The sequence below is a fragment of the Marinobacter changyiensis genome (genome assembly GCF_009193265.1).
GTDB lineage: Bacteria > Pseudomonadota > Gammaproteobacteria > Pseudomonadales > Oleiphilaceae > Marinobacter > Marinobacter changyiensis.
In genome coordinates this window covers 249,883-269,826 of record NZ_VZZZ01000005.1, presented here as the reverse complement: position 1 = coordinate 269,826, position 19,944 = coordinate 249,883, and the positions used below count along the sequence as shown (strand labels likewise).

At 57.0% G+C, this 19,944-nt stretch carries 18 protein-coding genes; 6 read left to right on the top strand and 12 right to left on the bottom strand.

What is annotated here, in order from left to right:
• Positions 1 to 4 precede the first annotated feature (4 nt).
• The 9 genes from lnt to F6Y09_RS14650 all read right to left on the bottom strand — a co-directional run bounded on the left by lnt (position 5) and on the right by F6Y09_RS14650 (position 9,949).
• Positions 5 to 1,531, bottom strand: a complete 1,527-nt coding sequence (gene lnt, locus F6Y09_RS14690; protein ID WP_152207683.1) for an apolipoprotein N-acyltransferase — start codon at positions 1,529 to 1,531, stop codon at positions 5 to 7.
• Positions 1,521 to 2,366 (bottom strand): CorC family transporter, encoded by an 846-nt coding sequence (locus tag F6Y09_RS14685; protein ID WP_152207682.1) that lies wholly within the window; start codon positions 2,364 to 2,366, stop codon positions 1,521 to 1,523. Before F6Y09_RS14685 ends, lnt begins: the two co-directional genes overlap by 11 nt.
• Positions 2,363 to 2,836 carry an rRNA maturation RNase YbeY gene (gene ybeY / locus F6Y09_RS14680; RefSeq protein WP_152207681.1) on the bottom strand — a complete coding sequence of 158 codons (474 nt, stop codon included), beginning with the start codon at positions 2,834 to 2,836 and terminating at the stop codon, positions 2,363 to 2,365. Before ybeY ends, F6Y09_RS14685 begins: the two co-directional genes overlap by 4 nt.
• Positions 2,833 to 3,816 (bottom strand): PhoH family protein, encoded by a 984-nt coding sequence (locus F6Y09_RS14675; RefSeq protein WP_218944175.1) that lies wholly within the window; start codon positions 3,814 to 3,816, stop codon positions 2,833 to 2,835. Before F6Y09_RS14675 ends, ybeY begins: the two co-directional genes overlap by 4 nt.
• Positions 3,817 to 4,209: 393 nt before the next feature.
• A complete protein-coding gene (miaB, locus tag F6Y09_RS14670; protein ID WP_152207679.1) occupies positions 4,210 to 5,550 on the bottom strand; it encodes a tRNA (N6-isopentenyl adenosine(37)-C2)-methylthiotransferase MiaB in 1,341 nt (446 codons plus the stop codon).
• Positions 5,551 to 5,723: 173 nt separating this feature from the next.
• On the bottom strand, positions 5,724 to 6,746 hold the full coding sequence (locus F6Y09_RS14665) for a nucleoid-associated protein (protein WP_152207678.1): 1,023 nt from the start codon (positions 6,744 to 6,746) through the stop codon (positions 5,724 to 5,726).
• 3 nt (positions 6,747 to 6,749) lie between these two features.
• Positions 6,750 to 8,411, bottom strand: a complete 1,662-nt coding sequence (cysN, locus tag F6Y09_RS14660; protein ID WP_152207677.1) for a sulfate adenylyltransferase subunit CysN — start codon at positions 8,409 to 8,411, stop codon at positions 6,750 to 6,752.
• 32 nt (positions 8,412 to 8,443) lie between these two features.
• Positions 8,444 to 9,352: a sulfate adenylyltransferase subunit CysD gene (gene cysD, locus F6Y09_RS14655; RefSeq protein WP_152207676.1), complete on the bottom strand. Its 909-nt coding sequence runs from the start codon at positions 9,350 to 9,352 to the stop codon at positions 8,444 to 8,446.
• A gap of 195 nt (positions 9,353 to 9,547) precedes the next feature.
• Entirely contained in the window at positions 9,548 to 9,949 is a 402-nt protein-coding gene (locus F6Y09_RS14650; RefSeq protein ID WP_152207675.1) for a PilZ domain-containing protein, read from the bottom strand.
• Between the two features lie 267 nt (positions 9,950 to 10,216).
• Here F6Y09_RS14650 and rimO point away from each other — a divergent pair, with 267 nt between their 5' ends.
• Positions 10,217 to 11,572 (top strand): 30S ribosomal protein S12 methylthiotransferase RimO, encoded by a 1,356-nt coding sequence (rimO, locus tag F6Y09_RS14645; RefSeq protein WP_152207674.1) that lies wholly within the window; start codon positions 10,217 to 10,219, stop codon positions 11,570 to 11,572.
• A gap of 206 nt (positions 11,573 to 11,778) precedes the next feature.
• On the opposite strand, the gene gatB is transcribed toward rimO, so the two are convergent.
• From gatB to gatC, 3 genes are all read right to left on the bottom strand, one after another.
• Entirely contained in the window at positions 11,779 to 13,227 is a 1,449-nt protein-coding gene (gene gatB, locus F6Y09_RS14640) for an Asp-tRNA(Asn)/Glu-tRNA(Gln) amidotransferase subunit GatB (protein WP_152207673.1), read from the bottom strand.
• Between the two features lie 63 nt (positions 13,228 to 13,290).
• Positions 13,291 to 14,739, bottom strand: a complete 1,449-nt coding sequence (gatA, locus tag F6Y09_RS14635) for an Asp-tRNA(Asn)/Glu-tRNA(Gln) amidotransferase subunit GatA (protein WP_152207672.1) — start codon at positions 14,737 to 14,739, stop codon at positions 13,291 to 13,293.
• Positions 14,740 to 14,788: 49 nt separating this feature from the next.
• Positions 14,789 to 15,076 carry an Asp-tRNA(Asn)/Glu-tRNA(Gln) amidotransferase subunit GatC gene (gatC, locus tag F6Y09_RS14630; RefSeq protein WP_152207671.1) on the bottom strand — a complete coding sequence of 96 codons (288 nt, stop codon included), beginning with the start codon at positions 15,074 to 15,076 and terminating at the stop codon, positions 14,789 to 14,791.
• 252 nt (positions 15,077 to 15,328) lie between these two features.
• Here gatC and F6Y09_RS14625 point away from each other — a divergent pair, with 252 nt between their 5' ends.
• From F6Y09_RS14625 to rng, 5 genes are all read left to right on the top strand, one after another.
• Positions 15,329 to 16,372 carry a rod shape-determining protein gene (locus tag F6Y09_RS14625; RefSeq protein ID WP_152207670.1) on the top strand — a complete coding sequence of 348 codons (1,044 nt, stop codon included), beginning with the start codon at positions 15,329 to 15,331 and terminating at the stop codon, positions 16,370 to 16,372.
• A 129-nt stretch (positions 16,373 to 16,501) separates the two neighbouring features.
• Positions 16,502 to 17,362, top strand: a complete 861-nt coding sequence (mreC, locus tag F6Y09_RS14620) for a rod shape-determining protein MreC (RefSeq protein WP_152207891.1) — start codon at positions 16,502 to 16,504, stop codon at positions 17,360 to 17,362.
• On the top strand, positions 17,362 to 17,838 hold the full coding sequence (gene mreD, locus F6Y09_RS14615) for a rod shape-determining protein MreD (RefSeq protein WP_152207669.1): 477 nt from the start codon (positions 17,362 to 17,364) through the stop codon (positions 17,836 to 17,838). Before mreC ends, mreD begins: the two co-directional genes overlap by 1 nt.
• A 9-nt stretch (positions 17,839 to 17,847) precedes the next feature.
• On the top strand, positions 17,848 to 18,456 hold the full coding sequence (locus F6Y09_RS14610; protein ID WP_152207668.1) for a Maf family protein: 609 nt from the start codon (positions 17,848 to 17,850) through the stop codon (positions 18,454 to 18,456).
• Positions 18,453 to 19,934 carry a ribonuclease G gene (rng, locus tag F6Y09_RS14605; protein WP_152207667.1) on the top strand — a complete coding sequence of 494 codons (1,482 nt, stop codon included), beginning with the start codon at positions 18,453 to 18,455 and terminating at the stop codon, positions 19,932 to 19,934. The genes F6Y09_RS14610 and rng overlap by 4 nt, the downstream gene beginning before the upstream one ends.
• The last annotated feature ends 10 nt before the right edge of the window (positions 19,935 to 19,944 follow it).

The window sequence follows — 19,944 nt, the reverse complement described above, 5'->3', positions numbered from 1 at the left end:
ACCGTCAGGACAGCTTGGGTATGACCCGCTCCCTGACAAAGACAATCAGTATGAGTGCCAGGGTAAGTGCCGGCCAGGAGCCTGTTTGCATGTAAGGGGTATGACCCGATGCGGCATAGACCTTGCTGCGCAGGGTGCCTTGGGTAAACTGCTCGATGGTATCGGTGATCTGCCCTTTATGGTCAATCACCGCGGTAATGCCATTGTTGGTGCCCCTCAGCATATAGCGGCCGGTTTCCAGGGCTCGCATGCGGGCAATCTGCATATGTTGATGGGGTCCTGCCGAATGGCCAAACCAGCCATCGTTGCTGACGGTGAGAAGCAAATCGGTGTTGCGGGCGTAGGAGGCAACAAAATCCGGATAGGCGACTTCATAGCAGATAAAGGGCATCACCCTGAGGTCGCCCGCTTTAAGCGGTGCCTGATTCTCCGGTCCCGGGGAAAAGCTCGACATGGGCAGATCAAAGAAGCCGATCACTCCCCGCAGCCACTGCTGTAAAGGCACATATTCCCCGAATGGCACCAGTTTCTGCTTGTGATAGATGCCATCACCGTTACCGATGGCCATGATGCTGTTGCGGAAGGTGAAATCCTCCAGGGAGTTGCTGAATCCGTACCAGGGGATACCGGTAATCAGGGTACTGTCTGGTCCCAACTCGGCCTGGATGTGCTCGATCACTTTGCCGGCCTGATCCTGGGGAATCGGTATGGCGGTTTCGGGCCAGAGAATCAGATCCTGGTCCCAGTCGTTCTGGGTCAGAGTGAGGTAGGTATAGATCTGTTCCTTCAGGAACTCCGGGTCCCATTTGATCTGCTGCGGGATATTGCCCTGCATGGCCGCAACGGTTTTAGGCTCATCCGCCAGTATGGTCCATTGCACGTTGGTCATTAACGGGCCGCTCATCCAGGGCAGTGCAACGGCGAAGGCAATGGCGATTGCGGCGCTGAAGCGTGCGGCGCGGGCGAACCGGTAGCAGAAGATGATGGCGATACCCGAGAGCACAATCCAGAAGGTCACGCCGTGAACACCGATAACGGGCGCAAAGCTGGCAAGTGGGCCATCGACCTGCGCGGTTCCGAGGTAGAGCCAGGGGAAACCGGTTAGCAGCCAGCTTCTGACCCAGTCGCCGATAATCCAGACCGCCGGAAACAGCAGCAGCCGCCGGGACTGGCTGGTTTTCGCAAGTTTACCCCAGGCCCAGAAGGCGGCGCCATGGAGCAATGCCAGGCCGCCGACAAAAACCAGGGTGAGCAAAATGGCAACCGGTATGGAGGTGTTACCGTGCTCACTGATGCTGACGTAGACCCAGGATACCCCGGATCCGAACAGCCCCAATCCGAACGCCCAACCGGCACGAAACAGCAATCGGGGCGTAAGTGACAGGCAGATGCAGGCCGCGATGACGATGGAGAACGGTGCCAACCACCACCAGTTAAACGGTGAAAAGGTGAGGGTTTGCAGGCTCCCGGCCACCAGCAACGCCAGCAGATGGAACCAGGACAGCGATGTCGGGTGGAGCCTATTCGTCACTACGGGTTACCTGGAGCAAACGAATAACCCGGTTGTCAGCATTGGCGATAGTGAACAGCAGACCTGCGATTTCAACGGCTTCGCCCCGCCGGGGCAAGTGTCCGAACTCCTTAAGGATCACGCCTCCGATGGTATCGAATTCTTCTTCATCAAGTTCGGTCTTGAAAAATTCGTTGAAATCCTCGACCGGCGTAATTGCCTTGACGGCAAAACTGCCATCACCGCGGGCCTTGATATGGGTTTCCTCGTCGAAATCGTGCTCGTCCTCGATCTCGCCGACGATTTGCTCCAGGACGTCCTCAATGGTGATCAAACCTGCCGTGCCACCGTATTCGTCGACGACAATCGCCATATGATTACGGGTTTCCTTGAATTCCTTGAGCAACTGGTTCAACCGCTTGCTTTCAGGCACAAAGGAGGGCGGACGAAGAATTTCGCGGATTTTGGTCCACGTGAGGTCGTTTTCGAGGGCCAGCGGCAACAGATCCTTTGCCAATAGCACCCCGATAACGTCATCCTGATTATCGCCGATCACCGGAAAGCGGCTATGGGCCGACTCCATGATGTCTGACAAAAAGCTTTTGGGATCCTGGGAAGCCTTGACGGTAACCATCTGGGAGCGGGGTATCATGATCTCATCGACGCGCATATCGATGACCTGCATGGCCCCCTCGATGATGCTCATGGCGTCGGCATCAATGATGTTCTGTGTTTCTGCGTCCCGAAGAATTTCCAGCACGTCTTCAACGGTTTCAGGCTCGTTGGAAAAAGCCTGTGAAATGCGTTCCAGCCAAGACTTGCTGCCTTGACTGCGACTCGACTGATCGTCGCTCATGAGTCTTGTTCCGTTTCCTCTGATTCGTATGGATTCCCGAAACCCAACCCGTCCAATAGCCGGATTTCCAGGGATTCCATTATCTCGGCGTCTGTGTCGTTCAGGTGGTCAAATCCCTGAAGGTGCAGCATGCCATGAATGATCATGTGTGCCCAGTGGGCCGTTAGGGTCTTGCTCTGGTCGCGGGCCTCGTCGGTCACTACCGGAGCACAGATGATAAGGTCACCGGCTAACGGAACTGTTATACCGGCTGGCGCCTCAAATGGGAAGGAAAGGACATTGGTTGGGCCCGATTTGTGACGATACTGGCTATTAAGCTCGGCGCTTTCCTCGCGACCCACAATGCGTACAGTTACTTCTGACCCGTGATCTTGTTGCCAGGCGGCGCTGGCCCACCGGGTCAGGTCATCGTCGCCGGGCAGGCCGGGGGCTTCCAGAACTCGCTGTATATCGACGGTCAGTGCTGTCATTGCGACTTGCCACTACCCAGGTCAAACGCATCATAAGCTTCGACAATGCGCTGCACCAGGGGATGACGGACCACGTCCTTGGATTCAAAGCGGGTAAACCCGATACCGGCAACATTGTTCAGCACGCCTGCGGCATGTATAAGGCCGGAATTCTGGCCTTTGGGCAGGTCTACCTGGGTAGTGTCGCCGGTAATCACCGCAGTAGAGCCGAAGCCGATGCGGGTCAGGAACATTTTCATTTGCTCCCGGGTGGTGTTCTGGCTCTCATCCAGAATAATGAACGCGTTGTTCAGGGTCCGCCCTCGCATAAAGGCCAGAGGGGCTATTTCGATAATGCTTTTTTCGATCAACCGGGTGACGTGATCAAACCCCAGCATCTCGTAGAGAGCGTCGTAGAGCGGGCGCAGGTAAGGGTCCACTTTCTGGGCCAGGTCACCGGGCAGAAAGCCGAGTTTTTCGCCGGCTTCCACCGCGGGTCGTACCAGCAGGATACGTTTTACCTGCTCATCCTTGAGGGCTTCCACGGCGCACGCTACCGCGAGCCAGGTCTTGCCAGTACCCGCCGGGCCAATTCCGAAGTTGATGTCGTGGCTGCGGATGCTGTGCACATATTTTTGCTGGTTCGCGCCCCGGGGTCTGGCCTGCAATTTTGGCGTCTTGATGACGATCTGGCTGCCATCGTAGGGGATTTCTTCCGGCAGGCGCTCGTAGCCGGCTTCCCGGATAAACAGGTGGACGGTATCCGGGGAAATATCGTCGGCGGCTTCTGTTTCGCGGAACATGTGACGAATGACTTCGGCCGCTGCGGTGGCGTGCTCAGCTTCGCCTTCGACTTTGAAATGGTGACCCCGGCGCCCTATGCGAACGTCCATGCGACGCTCAATGTGCTTCAGGTGTTCATCAAACTGACCACATAGAGTGGTCAGCCGGCGCTGGTCAGCAGGGTACAGGTCAAATACTTTGGCTTCTGTGGTTTTCAAATTTTCCTCATTCGTTGAGATTGGGCGGTGGCATCGTTTCGTGTCTAAATCAACGGTGCCTGGTCGGCAGTCACACAGGTTTTTCCAGACACGCCGCGTAAATACATCCATGTAGGGCTCGGTCGCGCCATCCCTGGCGCTCCACGGTCTGGAAAATCCTGTCTGACCACCACCTGTCTATCAGTTGCGGCTGCTTAAAACTCTTTCGGGCGGTTCTTAGCGTTCAATGGAGTTGGCGACAGAGTTTGCAAGAGGGCAGTGGGTAGCTATTTCCAAAACCGTCTGCAGCCATGGATGGCTGCAGTCGAGCCCTACAGGGACGTATTCACGGGCGTGTTTTGGAACTAGCTACCCACTGCGCTCCTGCTCCGCAACCATCCAGGCCATCTCAAATCAGTATAATAGATCGTTAACCGGCATACCTCTGAGAGAATTGGGCAATGCTTCCCCTATTTCAACATCGATAAAGTGCCCGACCACATCCGGGTTTTCCGAACGGAAGTTTACGATGCGGTTATTCTCGGTTCGGCCAGCAAATTCGCCCGGGTCCTTTTTGGATAGGCCGGTTACCAGAATGCGCTGGGTGGTGCCGACCATGTTGCGGCTGATCTCGAATGTCTGCTGGTTGATTCGTTGCTGCAGGATGCTCAGCCGCTGCTTCTTGATATCCATCGGAGTCTCGTCCGGCAGGTCTGCTGCCGGAGTGCCGGGGCGGGCGCTGTAGATAAAGCTGAACGAGGCATCGAAACCGATGTCGTTGATCAGCTTCATGGTGGCCTCGAAATCCTTCTCGGTTTCGCCCGGGAAGCCAATGATGAAGTCAGACGAGAAACTGATATCCGGCCGGATCGCCCGTAACCGTCTCAGCTTGGATTTATATTCCAGCGCCGTGTGGCCGCGCTTCATCTGAGCCAGTATGCGGTCAGAACCGCTCTGTACCGGCAGATGGAGATGGCTGACCAGCTCGGGCACCTGCTCGTAAGCCTTGATCAGGGATTCGGTAAACTCCACCGGATGGGACGTGGTGTAGCGAATCCGGTCAATGCCATCAATGGTCGCGATCATGGCGATCAGTTCCGCCAGATCCATGGTGTCGCCGTCGTGGGTTTCGCCCTGATAGGCGTTTACATTCTGGCCCAGCAGGTTAACTTCACGCACATTCTGGCCGGCCAGGTGGGCAACTTCGGCAATCACATCGTCAACCGGACGGCTGACTTCTTCGCCGCGGGTGTAGGGCACGACACAGAACGTGCAGTATTTGCTGCAGCCTTCCATGATGGATACGAATGCAGACGGACCATCGGCGCCCGGTGAGGGCAGGTTGTCGAATTTTTCGATTTCCGGAAACGAAATGTCGACCACGCCGACCCCACCCTTGCGAGCCTGGATGATCAGTTCCGGCAAACGGTGCAGGGTTTGGGGGCCGAACACCATATCCACATAGGGCGCGCGATCGATAATTGCCTGGCCTTCCTGGCTGGCGACACAGCCTCCGACGCCTATGATCAGATCCGGATTCTTGGCTTTCAGGCCTTTCCAGCGACCAAGCTGATGGAACACCTTTTCCTGGGCTTTTTCGCGAATTGAGCAGGTGTTAAGCAGCAAAATGTCCGCATCGTCGGCCGAATCAGTCAGCTCGACCGTTTCGCCAACTTGTAGCAGGTCCGCCATGCGAGATGAATCATATTCGTTCATCTGGCAGCCATGGGTTTTAATAAACAGCTTCTTGGCCATGAGTCTCAAATAGTCGTCGATGGATGTCAGCACCCGGAGCGTTGGAGCGGGCGCTTCTTTAATTAGCCGGGTATTATAACGGTCTGATCAATCCGTAACCAGCGGTGAGCGCTTTTCATTGCCGATCCGGCTAGGGGTCAAGGCCAGATGATTCTTGGGATTCCGGGATTTGGTCAGGCGTCGTCCCTGGCTTCCAGATATTTCTGAAGTTGCTCCCGCAGCGCTTTCGGAAGGCGGGTGATGGTGAGGGCGTCTTTCTCTCGATCGTAGTAGATCGCCTGGTTTACCAGGTCCGAGGAAAACGACACGCTCATGCCGCCGCCGGAGCCGGCGATGCGAACCAGTTTCTTGACCTTGCGGTGATCGGGGTGAAGCACCATGCCCTCCGGCAGGTCCCGGGCTTCGGCGGCAAATTGCTTGAAGCGCTCGGGCTGCTCTTCGTCCAGGTAACCGGACAGGGCTTCAACGGCCACCGGCTCGCCCAGGGCGTGTTGCTCTTTGCAGAATTCGTAGGCGCGGTGGCGAACCTTGCCAGCGTCTTCTGGCCCGTCTGACTGACGGGCAAAGGCTTCGACGGCGTCCAGGAAGGTCAGAGTTTCTTTTTCCACATCCACCTGATTGGTGAAGCCGCACAGGCGGATGAACAGGTCACCTGTTTCGCCAGCACCGCGGGCATGTACCAATGTCAGGTAGTTTTCACCGCGAGCATCCGACTGCCAGTCATCCAGTTCGATGCGCAGCGCCAGGTTGAGCCGGGACAGGCTCAGCACGTCGGTGCCATCCAGGGCCTGGCTGCCATCAAAACGCATCGCGCTGTCGCTCTCCACGATCAGCAGGTAGATGGCATCACTGTCTGCCAGGGCTTCGTGCACCAGCATGAGGTGCCCCTGATGCTCGTCCTGGCTGCCATTGAGATGGTCCTGCCACTGGCTGAACAAGCGGTCGGTCAGGGAGGCGAAGGTTTGTTTGTCTTCCAGATAGTCTTTCAGCCACGCACTGAACGGGCTGTCACCGACGTCTTCGGAAAAGCGCCCGTATTTCTTGCCCGGCTTGCTGTTGAACAGGCGCTTCATCTGTTTATGAAGCGCCTCGTAATCACCCCCCGGTTCCTTCAGGGTCTCGCCGGACTTGATCAGTGCAGGCTGACCCGGTTGCATCTGGCTGGCAAATGCGGTTCGAAGGTATCGGATAGACATAGTTTAAATGCGCTTATCTTGGGTGAGCGTCTGGATCAGTTCGCTGACGGCGGCGGCGATCCCGGAGGCCTCGTCTGCCCGGGCCGAAGCGCTGGCAACGTCAGTACCGATGTTTACCGCAATTGCGATCAGGCCGTGAGCGGTCAGCAACTGGGCGGTGCGGCAACGTTCATCGGTGGTGCCCCCATTCTCCTCGGTCAGTAAAACGGAGGTTTTACCCAGGTCAAACAAGGCGCGCTCGACGGCCAGGGCCAGTTCTACCGACTGCTTGCCGCCACAGGCAATGATCAGTGGCTGCTGGGCCAGGCGTCTGGCGCGCTCTTCAGTGCTGACCGGCGCCAGTTGCTCGCCGCTTTCCGCAGACAGGCCGGTGATCATGCCCGCGCCGACCGTAACGTTTGTCAGGCGGTCGACGATAATAAAACCTCCGGTTGCCCGGTTACGGGGGTAGGGGTCAAAGGCTACCGGCTGGCTGAGTGTGAGCTCACACAGCCCGATTTCGTTGAGGGCCAGAGAGGTCACATCATCCTGGCGTTCAAGGGTATTGACGTCGGTGCGATAAGCGACCTTGCGGATAGAGCCCGAGGTAAAGGTGGGCCCCAGCTTAATGTCGTACAAACGGCCGGTTTCAAGGGCTTGGTCAATCATCCACACCACGTTGGCGTTGAACCGGTTGCTGACCAGGGGCTCGTCTTCCGGCTTGACCAGCATGTCGCCCCGGCTGACATCGATTTCATCGTTCAGGGTCAGGGTGACCGCCTGATCGATGTAGGCTTCCTCCAGGTTGCCATCGAAGGTAACAATCTCTTTAACGGTGCTGGTTTTGCGGGAGGGCAACGCCATCACCGTGTCACCCGGATGGATAACTCCGGATGCGATGGTGCCGCAGAACCCGCGGAAGTTCAGGTTCGGGCGGTTAACGTATTGCACCGGCAGGCGGAAATGCTCCAGATTCTTGTCCCGGGAGACTTCCACGGTTTCCATGATTTCCATCATCGGCTGGCCGGTAAACCAGGGGGTATTTTCACTGCGGGTGACCACGTTGTCCCCTTCCAGCGCGGAAATCGGCACGAAGCGCACGTCTTTCAGCCCCAGTTTGGTCGCAAACGCCAGATAATCCTTTTTGATTTCCTCGAAGCGCTGTTCGCTGAAATCCACCAGGTCCATCTTGTTGATGGCCACCACGATATGCCGGATACCGAGCAGGGAGGCAATGAACGAGTGACGCCGGGTCTGGGTCAGAACTCCGTGCCGGGCGTCGATCATCATAATGGCCAACTGTGCGGTGGACGCCCCGGTCGCCATGTTGCGGGTGTACTGCTCATGGCCCGGGGTATCCGCAATGATGAACTTGCGCTTGTCAGTCGAGAAGTAGCGGTAGGCAACGTCAATGGTAATACCTTGCTCGCGCTCGGCCTGCAGGCCGTCAACGAGCAAGGCCAGATCCAGCTTTTCGCCGGTGGTGCCCAGCTTGGCGCTGTCTGCCTTGAGACTGGTCATGTGATCTTCATAGATCATTTTGGTGTCGTGGAGCAGTCGACCGATCAGCGTGCTTTTGCCGTCGTCGACACTGCCGCAGGTCAGCAAACGCAAAAGCTGTTTGTCTTCGTGCTGCTTGAGGTAGGCGCCGATATCTTCGGCAATCAGATCTGACTGGTGAGACATGGTAAAAATCCTGTAAATACGGTGGCCGCGGCCTAGAAATAGCCTTCGCGTTTTTTCTGCTCCATGGAGCCGGCGGAATCGTGGTCGATGACCCGGCCCTGGCGCTCGGAGCTTTTGGCCAGCAGCATTTCCTGAATGATGTCGGTCAGCTTGTCAGCCCGGGATTCGATGGCGCCCGTGAGCGGGTAGCAGCCGAGCGTGCGGAAGCGGACGAATTTCTTCATCGGCGTCTCGCCTTCCTTCAGCGGCATGCGGTCGTCATCCACCATGATCAGGGTGCCATCGCGGTCAACCACCGGGCGCTCTGCGGCGTAATACAGGGGTACGATCTCGATATTCTCGAGATAGATATATTGCCAGATGTCGAGCTCGGTCCAGTTCGACAGCGGGAACACACGTATGCTCTCGCCCTTGTTGATCTTGCCGTTGTAGGTATTCCAGAGTTCGGGCCGCTGGTTTTTCGGATCCCAGCGATGGTATTCATCCCGGAATGAATAGACGCGTTCCTTGGCCCGGGACTTTTCTTCATCCCGTCTGGCGCCTCCGAAGGCGGCATCGAATTTGTACTTGTTCAGCGCCTGCTTCAGGCCCTGGGTCTTCATAATGTCAGTGTGTTTGGCGCTGCCGTGAGTAAAAGGCCCGACGCCCTTATCCACACCTTCCTGATTGATGTGGACAATAAGATCCAGATCGAACTTTTTGGCTTGCGCATCACGGAAGCGGATCATCTCCTGGAACTTCCAGGTGGTATCAATGTGCATCAGGGGGAACGGGAGCTTACCGGGGAAAAACGCTTTCCGGGCCAGGTGGAGCATTACCGAGGAGTCTTTCCCGACGGAATAAAGCATCACGGGGTTATCGAACTCCGCAGCAACTTCCCGAATGATATGGATGCTTTCCGCTTCCAGCTGTTTCAGATGCGTCAGGTTGTAAGTGGTCATCGTATCCTGTTACCGCTTGCCGTGGGCGCGTATGGAGGTGGCAGGAAGTGGTCCGCGTTTACAGGCTCACTGCCATCAGAAATTGGAGGGATACTATACCAGAGACGCCAATGGCATAAGAAGTGTAAAAGATAGAGTTTGGGGCTATAACAATATGCAGAAACATCGCGGCGCGATGTTTCCGGGATTGGCGAGCTAGGGGAAAGTTGAGAGCTGGCGGCTTACGTATTGGTCGACATAATTGTAGCCATTGCCTTCGAAGCCGAAAAACTGAAATCCGACCTGGAATTCGTCCCGGGATACCCGCCGAAAATGAATCAGATGGCAGTCGGCGGATATAACGACATTCTGCGCGGCAACGACGGGCACCGAGAATTTTGCCAGCACATCGATCCACTGCCCCGGCACGAGGGGTTTCTGCCCGGGCACCAATTGCTCCAGAGTCCTGTTATCGCAACAGAGCATCATGCCTGCCCGGGAGAGGTTGGTGGTGCGGCATTGAACGGATTCACCGGAAGGCAGGCGCACCGTGACGTCCAATTGTGTTTCTACCCGTTGCTGACTTCTCAAGTTCTGTTTGCTGACGGCTGGGTTCATGGTGCCTTATATGACCTCGTAGTAATTGCTCTATCTGATTGTTGTTTTGGCAACTTACATCTAACCGCCTGAAATTTTAACTGTTTGTTAAATGATCGGCAAGAAAACTGTCGCCATGGTGGTCGTGTCAGGTTTTGCTCAGCTCTTGTATCCGTTGCATTGTGCTTTTTGCCGAGGGGGTCAGTAGGGTAAACTGCCGCCCGGAACCAAGGGTGTTAAAAATATTACCCATTGGGATGCTACATCGCAAATAGGTCAACTCGCTTTATGTCAGACACGTCAGCCCCGCTTTCAACCGGCAATCGTTCAAACGGCAACAAGGTCGGTTTCATCAGTCTTGGTTGCCCCAAGGCTCTGGTGGATTCCGAGCGTATTCTCACCCAGTTGCGACTTGATGGCTATGAAGTGGTGCCCACTTATAACGATGCGGATGTCGTCGTCGTCAATACCTGTGGCTTTATCGACGCCGCCAAGCAGGAGTCCCTTGACGCTATCGGGGAAGCTCTCAATGAAAACGGGAAGGTGATCGTAACCGGCTGCATGGGTGTCGAAGCGGATCGTATCCGGGAAACTCACCCCGGAGTGCTTGCGGTATCCGGTCCCCATGCCTATGAAGAAGTCGTAGGCTCGGTTCACCAGTTTTTGCCGCCCAAAAAGGTTCATGACCCCTTTCTCGATCTGGTTCCGCCCCAGGGTATCAAGCTGACTCCGAGGCATTACGCCTACCTGAAGATTTCGGAAGGCTGCAACCACCGTTGTACTTTCTGCATCATCCCCTCCATGCGTGGAGACCTGGTCAGCCGGCCGGTTGGCGATGTGATGGATGAGGCCCAGCGCCTGGTGGATGCCGGCGTGAAGGAATTGCTGGTCATCTCCCAGGACACCAGTGCCTATGGCGTGGATGTGAAATACCGTACCGGGTTCTGGCAGGGTCGCCCCTTGAAAACCCGGATGCTGGCGTTGTGTGAAGCGCTCGGCACTCTGGGAGTCTGGGTTCGACTGCACTATGTTTATCCTTATCCCCATGTGGACGACGTGATTCCCCTGATGGCTGAGGGCAAGATCCTGCCCTACCTCGACATCCCGTTCCAGCACGCCAGCCCGCGCATTCTGAAGGCGATGAAACGCCCGGCCCATGACAGCAAGACCCTGGACCGCATTCGCAAATGGCGTGAGATCTGCCCCGAGTTAACCATTCGCTCAACGTTCATTGTCGGTTTCCCGGGCGAAACCGAGGAAGAATTCCAATACCTGCTGGACTGGCTCGACGAAGCCCAGCTGGATCGCGTCGGCGCGTTCAAGTACAGCCCGGTAGAAGGCGCAAAAGCCAACGAGATCGAGGGCGCGGTGCCGGAAGAAGTAAAGGAAGAGCGCCTGGAACGATTTATGACAAAGCAGGCGGAGATCAGTGCTGCCCGCCTGCAGGCCAAGATCGGTCAGACTATTGAGGTGTTGATTGACGAAGTCGATGAAGAGGGCGCGATTGGTCGTTCACAGGCCGATGCACCGGAAATAGATGGCATGGTGTATCTCAATGACGAAACCGGTTTGGTTCCCGGCCAGATCGTTCGGGTTATCGTTGAAAACGCGGATGAGCATGATCTTTGGGCTCGGCTTGCCTGATCTGGGCTATTGAAACTAGTGTTAACGGCCCGGGGTAGGACCTTCCTTCCAGAACACGCCACGAGTACGTCCCTGTAGGCTCGGGCTCCGCCATCCATGGCCCCGCACGGTTCTGGAAGGAAGGTCCTACCCCGAGCCCTACATGGACATATTCACGGGCGTTTTTTGGGAGGAGGACCCCGCCTGAGCAAATGCTGCCAGCAACATTAACCTCCAAGTTTCCTCTGAAGAATCTCATTAAACAGCTTCGGATTGCCCTGGCCCTTGGAGGCCTTCATCAGAGGGCCCATAAACCCGCCCATCAGCTTCTTGCGTTTCTTCTCATCGGCTTCCTGATACTGGGCAATCTGCTCCGGCATCTCCGCCAGAACCTGATCCACCAGTTTTTCCAGCTCACCGGTGTCCGATACCTGCTTCAGGCCCTTGGCTTCAATAACCTCGTCTGCGCTGCCCGCCTCACCGGACCACAGGGCCTCGAAGACTTTCTTGGCGCCCGCCGATGAAATGGTTTGGTCAGCAATGCGAATCACCAGGCCGCCCAGTTGTTCGGTACTGATGGGCGATTCCGCGACCTGCTTGTCCTCGGCATTCAGTCGTGCCGAGAACTCGCCCTGAATCCAGTTGGCGGCCAGTTTGGCATCCTTGCCATGTCGGACGGTATCCTCAAAGAAGGCAGACAGTTTGGCTTCATTGCTGAGCAGGGCGGCATCGTAGTCGTTCAGGCCATACTGTTCCATGAAGCGCTGTTTGCGGGCATCGGGTAATTCCGGCAGGCGGCTGCGGGCGTCTTCGATGAAAGCCTCGTCGATGTCTACCGGCAACAGGTCGGGGCAGGGGAAGTAGCGGTAATCATTGGCTTCCTCCTTGCTGCGCATGGAGCGGGAGACATTGGTGTCACCGTTATAGAGCCGGGTCTCCTGCAAAATGGTACCGCCATCTTCCAGAATATCGATCTGTCGCTCCACCTCCTGGTGAATAGCTTGCTCCATGAAGCGGAAAGAGTTGAGGTTTTTGGTCTCGGTGCGGGTGCCGAGTGCTTCCTGGCCTTTCGGGCGCACGGACACGTTGACGTCAAAGCGCAGGGAACCTTCGGACATGTTGCCGTCGCAAATACCCAGGGACGTCACCAGGCCGTGAAGTTTGCGGGCAAAGGCAACCGCTTCCTCGGAGCTGCGCATATCCGGTTCAGTCACGACTTCAATCAGCGGGGTGCCTGCCCGGTTAAGATCAATGCCGGTCATGCCATGAAAGTCTTCATGCAGTGACTTGCCCGCATCTTCCTCGAGATGGGCATGGTGGATGCGAACCCGTTTCTGGCTGCCGTCGGCCAATTCAATATCCACATGCCCGGGCCCGACAATCGGGCGTTCCAGTTGCGTGGTTTGATAGCCTTTGGGCAGGTCCGGGTAAAAGTAGTTCTTGCGCTCGAACACCGACCGGCGGGCGATTTCAGCGTTCACGGCCAGGCCGAACATTACGGCATAGCGGAACGCCTGTTCATTGGGCACCGGCAAGGTGCCCGGCATCGCCAGGTCAACAGCGCTGGCCTGGGTGTTCGGCTCGGCACCATACGCGGTGCTGCTGCCGGAGAAGATCTTGGTTTTGGTGGCGAGCTGAACATGAATTTCCAACCCGATCACAACGTCCCATTGCATGCTCTGTATCCTCCTGGTGAAGACGGCGTCGCCGGCTCCAGATAAAACGGTATGCGGTGGCGGTTAGCGGGCCGGCGTCATCTGGTGCCAGTCTGTTACCTGCTGGAACTGGTGTGCCGCATTCAGCAACCGGGCTTCCGAGAAATAATCGCCGATCATCTGCAAGCCCACCGGCAACCCGTCCATCATCCCCGCTGGTACCGACATCGCAGGTAGGCCTGCCAGGTTGGTGGAGATCGTGAAGATGTCCTCCAGATACATGGTGACCGGGTCATTGGTTTTCTCACCCTGGACAAACGCGGGCGACGGCGAAGTAGGGCTCATGATGATATCGACCTGTCCGAACGCTTCGATAAAGTCCTGCTGGATCAACCGGCGCACTTTCTGGGCTTTCAGGTAGTAGGCATCATAATACCCGGCAGAGAGCGCGTAGGTGCCCACCAGAATACGGCGCTTGACCTCGCTGCCAAAACCCTCTGCCCGGGTGCGGGTGTACATGTCCAGCAGGTCTTTCGGGTTGTCACAGCGGTAGCCGTAGCGGGCTCCGTCAAACCGCGACAGGTTGGCGGAGCATTCCGCCGGGGCGATCACATAATAGGCCGCAATTGCCAGGTTGGCGTGAGGCAGGGAGATCTCCTGCACGGTGGCCCCAAGCTTTTCATACTCTGCGATGGCGTTGCGCACCGTCTGTTCCATAGCCGCGCTGAGCTGAGCCGTGAAGTACTCCCTGGGCAGGCCGATTCGCAGGCCTTTAAGGGGCTGATCCAGCTCGGCGGTATAGTCGGGAACAGCCCGGTCTATAGAGGTGGAGTCCTTTGGGTCATGCCCTGCCATAACGTTGAGCATCATTGCGCTGTCCTGCGCTGTGCGGGTCATGGTGCCGGCCTGGTCGAGGCTGGAGGCGAACGCTACCATGCCGTAGCGGGAAATCCGGCCGTAAGTTGGCTTCAGCCCGGTAATGCCGCAAAGGGCGGCCGGTTGGCGAATCGAGCCGCCGGTATCAGTGGCGGTAGCCGCCGGTACCAGCCGGGCGGCCACGGCTGCCGCGGAGCCGCCAGACGAGCCGCCCGGTACGCGGCGTTCGCCCCAGGGGTTGGTCGTTGCGCCGAAGTAGCTGGACTCGGTAGAGGAGCCCATGGCGAACTCGTCCATGTTGGTTTTGCCGAGGCACACAGCACCGGCCTCACGAAGTTTGCTGGTCACCGTAGCATCGTAGGGTGGCACAAAGTTCTCGAGCATCTTCGAGCCGCAGGTGGTGCGGACGCCGTTGGTGCAGAACAGGTCCTTGTGGGCAAACGGAATGCCTGTCCAGGGTGTGACGTCGCCCTGCTGACGGCGCTCGTCCGCGGCGCGGGCATCCTTCAGTGCCGCCTCTTCCGTCACGGTAATAAAGGCATTGTAGCGGCTGTCGTCCTGCCGGATTCGGTCCAGGAAATGCTGGGTCAGTTCAACACTGGAAACCTGGCCGGATGCCAGTGCGCTTGAAAGTTCGGCGACGGTCTTGTCATGCATGGGGAAGTTCCTGAATAAGAGTCTGGTCAGCTTTCAAGTGGGCCAGAGGTCATTCGATAACGCGTGGCACCAGATAAAGTCCGTTCTCGGTCGCCGGGGCAATCGCCTGGAAGGCTTCCCGCTGGTTGGACTCGGTTACCACGTCGGGGCGCAGGCGCTGAACGGCGTCGAGGGGGTGAGCCATGGGCTCGGTCTGGCTGGTATCCGCGCTCTTGAGCTGGTCCACCAGGTCAAGAATGTTGCCGAGGTCTTTCTCAAGCGCCGTTACCTGGTCGTCGTCGACCTTGATTCTCGCCAGCAGGGCGACCTTTTCGATGTCGTTCCGGGAAATTGCCACGCCTTGTCTCCCATATGAATGAAATAACTGTAACGGGTCGCCGAATAACCGGCCACCGAAGCCGAAGGGCTGGCACCGGCGGACCATCAGCGAACAAGCCCGGTATGGTAACAGATTCGACCCGATTCGGGAGGGGCAATTACCTGATATGAAAGCAACTCCGGCCTCATCGCGCCTTGCCTGTGGGGGTGCTCACTGATAAAGTTGCCGCAACACTTCAGCGACTGCTTTTCTCAGGTTGAAAAAACACGAATGTTCATTAAAAGAATTCGAGGTCTGTTTTCCAGCGATTTGTCCATTGATCTGGGTACAGCGAATACGCTGATCTATGTCCGCGGCCGAGGCATTGTGCTCAACGAGCCTTCCGTAGTGGCCATCCGCACCCATAATTCCCAAAAGATGGTTGCAGCCGTAGGTGGCGAAGCCAAGCGTATGCTGGGCCGCACTCCTGGCAACATCACTGCAATTCGCCCCCTCAAGGACGGTGTGATTGCGGATTTTGTCGTAACCGAGAAAATGTTGCAGCATTTTATTCACAAGGTGCACGAAAACAGCTTTATTACGCCCAGCCCCCGGGTTCTGGTGTGTGTTCCCAGCAAATCGACACAGGTCGAGCGTAAAGCGATCCGTGAGTCAGCCCTGGGCGCCGGTGCCCGGGAAGTCCTGCTGATCGAAGAGCCTATGGCAGCCGCGATTGGCGCCGGCCTGCCAGTAGAAGAGGCCAGCGGTTCGATGATTGTCGATATCGGTGGTGGCACTACGGAAATTGCGATTATTTCCCTGAACGGTATCGTCTACGCGGAATCGGTCAGGGTTGGCGGCGACAAATTTGATGAAGCCATCGTGACCTATGTCCGCCGCAATTATGGCAGCCTGATTGGCGAATCCACGGCGGAGCGTATCAAGCACGAAATCGCTTGTGCCCACGAAGGCGTCGAGATTCGCGAGATCGACGTTCGTGGTCGCAACCTGGCAGAAGGTGTGCCCAGGGCGTTCACCCTGAACAGCGAAGAAATACTGGATGCCTTGCAGGAATCTCTGGCGCAGATCGTTCAGACTGTCAAAAGTGCCCTGGAGCAGTCGCCCCCCGAGCTGGCATCTGATATTGCCGAACGGGGCATTGTCCTGACCGGCGGTGGTGCCCTGCTGCGCGGCCTTGATAAGCTGTTGAGCGAAGAAACCGGTCTGCCGGTTATCATTGCTGAAGATCCACTGACGTGTGTGGCCCGGGGCGGTGGTAAAGCCCTCGAAGTCATTGATCGCGGTGGTATTGGTATGTTTTCTCCGGAGAGTTGAGCGTGGTGGCACCGGCTGCCAGCTTAGCGATCATCCGGCCCGAGCCGTCGCTGGTGGACTTCCCCAGCGGCGGTTGTCGTTTATGTGCGGGTATCAGCGCGGGGAGGTTTGCTCATTAAATCCATCTTCGTGCAAGGCCCCATTCCCGGCTTTCGCCTCTTCCTTGTTATCGTGCTCTCCGCCACCCTGATCGTGCTGGATACCCGTTTCGACAAACTGGAAACCCTGCGCAGCGCTCTGAGCACCTCACTGGCGCCGGTGGTGTGGTTGGGTAATGCACCGGATCAGTTCTCCGGCTGGGTTGCCAGCCTGTTCACCACCCGGGATGACCTGCAGGCTGAAAATGAATCCCTCAACGCCCGGCTGCTGATTCTGGAGCGACGGGCACTCAAGTATGCGGCCCTGGCAGCTGAGAATAATCGCTTGCGGGAGTTGCTGAATGCCTCTGGCACACTGGATGACCGGGTCATTGTATCCGAGATTGTGGGCGTTTCACCGGACCCGTTTTCCCATGAAGTGATCATTAACAAGGGTGACCGGGATGGCGTCAAAGTTGGCCAGGCGATTCTCGATGCCTACGGGCTGATGGGGCAGGTCCAGAGCACCAGCAATTTCACGTCACGGGTGTTGCTGATATCAGACAGCAGTCATGCGGTTCCGGTCGAAGTTAACCGCAATGGTTTGCGGGCTATTCTGCTGGGCAATGGTGATGCCAACAGCCTGGAGTTGGTTCACGTGCCAGACACCGCAGACATACGCGAGGGCGACATGCTGGTCAGCTCCGGTCTGGGTGGGCGTTTCCCCCGGGGCTATCCGGTGGCAGAAGTCGCCACCATAGAGAAAGTGCCGGGGGAGCAGTTTATCCGGATCGAGGCCACGCCACGGGCCCAGCTTAGCCGGAGCCGGATGGTGCTGGTGGTGTTCCAGGCCGAGCCGGAGCTGGACGACGCGGTGCCGGCCAGCCAGATGAATGCGGGAGAGGAGCCCTGATGCTATCGGTCATCAGTTACCCGGTGTTCGGATTCAGTATTATTCTGAGCCTGGTGTTAAGTGTTTCGCTGTTTCCGGTCGACTATTTCGAGTTAAGGCCTGAATGGCTCGGTCTCATGGTGTTTTACTGGACATTTCGGGCGCCGGCCCAATTTGGCATTCTGCTGGCCTGGTGCCTGGGATTGCTGCTCGATGTGCTGGAAGCAACCCCGTTGGGGGTGAATGCTCTGGCCATGGGGTTGATCGCCTTTCTGGTGCTGACCGTTCACCAGCGCCTGCGCATGTTTCCGATGCCCCAGCAGTGCCTTATGGTGTTCCTGCTGCTGGGGATCAATCAGATGCTGGTGCACTTTATCAAGCAAACTCTGGGTGCCGACAACACCGGTTTCGAGTATCTCTGGCCTGCACTGACCGGTGCTCTGATCTGGCCCGTGCTGTGTGTGCTGCTGGATAACCTCAACCGAAAACTGGGATAGGATGTTCCTGTGCGACCACTCGTTCTTGCCTCTGCATCGCCGCGTCGGGCTGAGCTCCTGCGCCAGATGGGCCTCAGCTTTACTGTATTGCCGGTTGATGTAGATGAGACCCCCCGTCCTGACGAGCCTGCTGTCACTTATGTCGAGCGGCTGGCGCGGGAGAAAGCCAATGTAGGCTTCGCCCGGGCGGAGCACCCGGACTGTCTGGTTATTGGCTCTGATACGTCGGTTGTCCTGGCTGGCGCAATTCTGGGTAAGCCCCGGACTATTGCGGATGCAGCAGCCATGCTTGCGGGCCTTTCCGGCCAGACCCATAAAGTGATGACCGCGGTGGCGCTGGCTGGCGGACACGGATGTTTCGCTCGTCTTGTGGTTACGGATGTACGTTTCAGGGTGCTGTCTGACGTCGAAATTGACGCCTACTGTCAAACCGGCGAACCGATGGATAAGGCCGGAGCCTATGGTATCCAGGGTAAGGGTGGTATTTTTGTTGATGGTTTGTGGGGAAGTTACAGTGCTGTGGTGGGTCTGCCTCTGGATGCGACCGCCGCACTACTGACGGAGGCGGGCGAGCCTGTCTGGATGCACTGGAATCAGTCTGGGGATGAGCCGCTGTGAGTGAAGAGATCCTGATCAATGTAACACCTGTGGAAACCCGTGTAGCACTGGTCGAAAATGGCATGCTGCAGGAGGTCTACATTGAGCGGACCAGTCGCAAGGGCATAGTCGGCAACATTTACAAGGGCAAGGTGGTCCGGGTGCTGCCGGGTATGGAAGCGGCATTTGTGGATATAGGGCTTGAGCGTGCAGCCTTCATCCATGCCTCCGATGTCCTCAGTGGCAGCATGTCAGAAGAAACGGCAGCGGAGGCGTCCCGGTCGGTGCCGGATATTCGCACCTTGCTCCGGGAAGGGCAGTCCCTGGTTGTGCAAGTCACCAAGGACCCGATCGGAACCAAAGGCGCCCGTTTAACCACGCAGTTGTCGATACCCTCCCGTTATCTGGTATTTATGCCAGGGGTAAGCCACATCGGCATTTCCCAGCGCATCGAGGACGAGGCTGAGCGGGGCCGCCTGAAAGCCATTCTGGAAGAGAATTCCGCCGCCCAGGGCGAGCCTCATGGTGGTTACATCATCCGCACGGCGGCAGAGGCTGCGCCAGCGGAAGATCTGATCGCCGACATGAGGTATCTCCACCGTCTCAGCCATTCCATTCTGGAGCGCACCAAGACAGTCTCGACACCGGGCGTCATTTATCAGGATTTACCGTTGTTCATCCGCACCATTCGGGACCTTATCCGGCCTCAAACGGAAAAGGTGCGTATCGATTCACGGGAGAGTCACCAGCGGGTGATGGAGTTTGTGGCCGAGTTTGTCTCCGAGTTTTCCGACAAGGTCGAGTACTATCCCGGTGAGCGTCCGATTTTCGATTTATACAGCGTCGAGGACGAGATCCAGAAAGCCCTCAGCCGAAAGGTCCAGCTCAAGTCGGGTGGTTACGTGATTATTGACCAGACTGAAGCTATGACCACCATCGATATCAACACCGGCGCGTTCGTTGGCCATCGCAACCTTGAAGAAACCATCTTCAAGACCAATCTTGAAGCTGCGCGGGCCATCAGTCGCCAGCTCCGGTTACGGAATCTGGGTGGTATCATCATCATTGATTTTATCGATATGGAGGATGCTGAGCACCAGCGTCAGGTCCATCGGATGCTGGAGAAGATGCTGGAGCGGGATCATGCCAAGACCAAGATAACCGGGGTATCCGAGCTTGGCCTGGTGGAAATGACCCGCAAACGCACCACGGAAAGCCTTGGCCAGCTGCTTTGCGAGCCTTGCCCGATTTGCGACGGCCGAGGGTTCCTCAAAACCGGTGAAACCGTCTGTTTCGAAATTTTCCGGGAAATTCTGCGCGTAAACCGGGCCTATGAGGCCGAAAGCTATCTGGTGATGGCGTCGCAAAGTGTTGTCGACCGGCTGGTGGATGAAGAGTCCGATAATGTGGCGGATCTCGAAACTTTTATCGGCAAAACGATTCGGTTCCAGGTTGAGGCGTTTTACAGCCAGGAACAGTATGATGTGGTTTTACTCTAGGGTTACCTTC

What these genes read in the sequence shown, in the direction of transcription:
- F6Y09_RS14665 (WP_152207678.1), bottom strand. Translation starts at nt 6,746, where the DNA reads ATGTCTATCCGATACCTTCGAACCGCATTTGCCAGCCAGATGCAACCG.
- F6Y09_RS14685 (WP_152207682.1), bottom strand. Translation starts at nt 2,366, where the DNA reads ATGAGCGACGATCAGTCGAGTCGCAGTCAAGGCAGCAAGTCTTGGCTG.
- F6Y09_RS14650 (WP_152207675.1), bottom strand. Translation starts at nt 9,949, where the DNA reads ATGAACCCAGCCGTCAGCAAACAGAACTTGAGAAGTCAGCAACGGGTA.
- cysN (WP_152207677.1), bottom strand. Translation starts at nt 8,411, where the DNA reads ATGTCTCACCAGTCAGATCTGATTGCCGAAGATATCGGCGCCTACCTC.
- rimO (WP_152207674.1), top strand. Translation starts at nt 10,217, where the DNA reads ATGTCAGACACGTCAGCCCCGCTTTCAACCGGCAATCGTTCAAACGGC.
- miaB (WP_152207679.1), bottom strand. Translation starts at nt 5,550, where the DNA reads ATGGCCAAGAAGCTGTTTATTAAAACCCATGGCTGCCAGATGAACGAA.
- ybeY (WP_152207681.1), bottom strand. Translation starts at nt 2,836, where the DNA reads ATGACAGCACTGACCGTCGATATACAGCGAGTTCTGGAAGCCCCCGGC.
- gatB (WP_152207673.1), bottom strand. Translation starts at nt 13,227, where the DNA reads ATGCAATGGGACGTTGTGATCGGGTTGGAAATTCATGTTCAGCTCGCC.
- cysD (WP_152207676.1), bottom strand. Translation starts at nt 9,352, where the DNA reads ATGACCACTTACAACCTGACGCATCTGAAACAGCTGGAAGCGGAAAGC.
- mreD (WP_152207669.1), top strand. Translation starts at nt 17,362, where the DNA reads ATGCTATCGGTCATCAGTTACCCGGTGTTCGGATTCAGTATTATTCTG.
- gatA (WP_152207672.1), bottom strand. Translation starts at nt 14,739, where the DNA reads ATGCATGACAAGACCGTCGCCGAACTTTCAAGCGCACTGGCATCCGGC.
- F6Y09_RS14625 (WP_152207670.1), top strand. Translation starts at nt 15,329, where the DNA reads ATGTTCATTAAAAGAATTCGAGGTCTGTTTTCCAGCGATTTGTCCATT.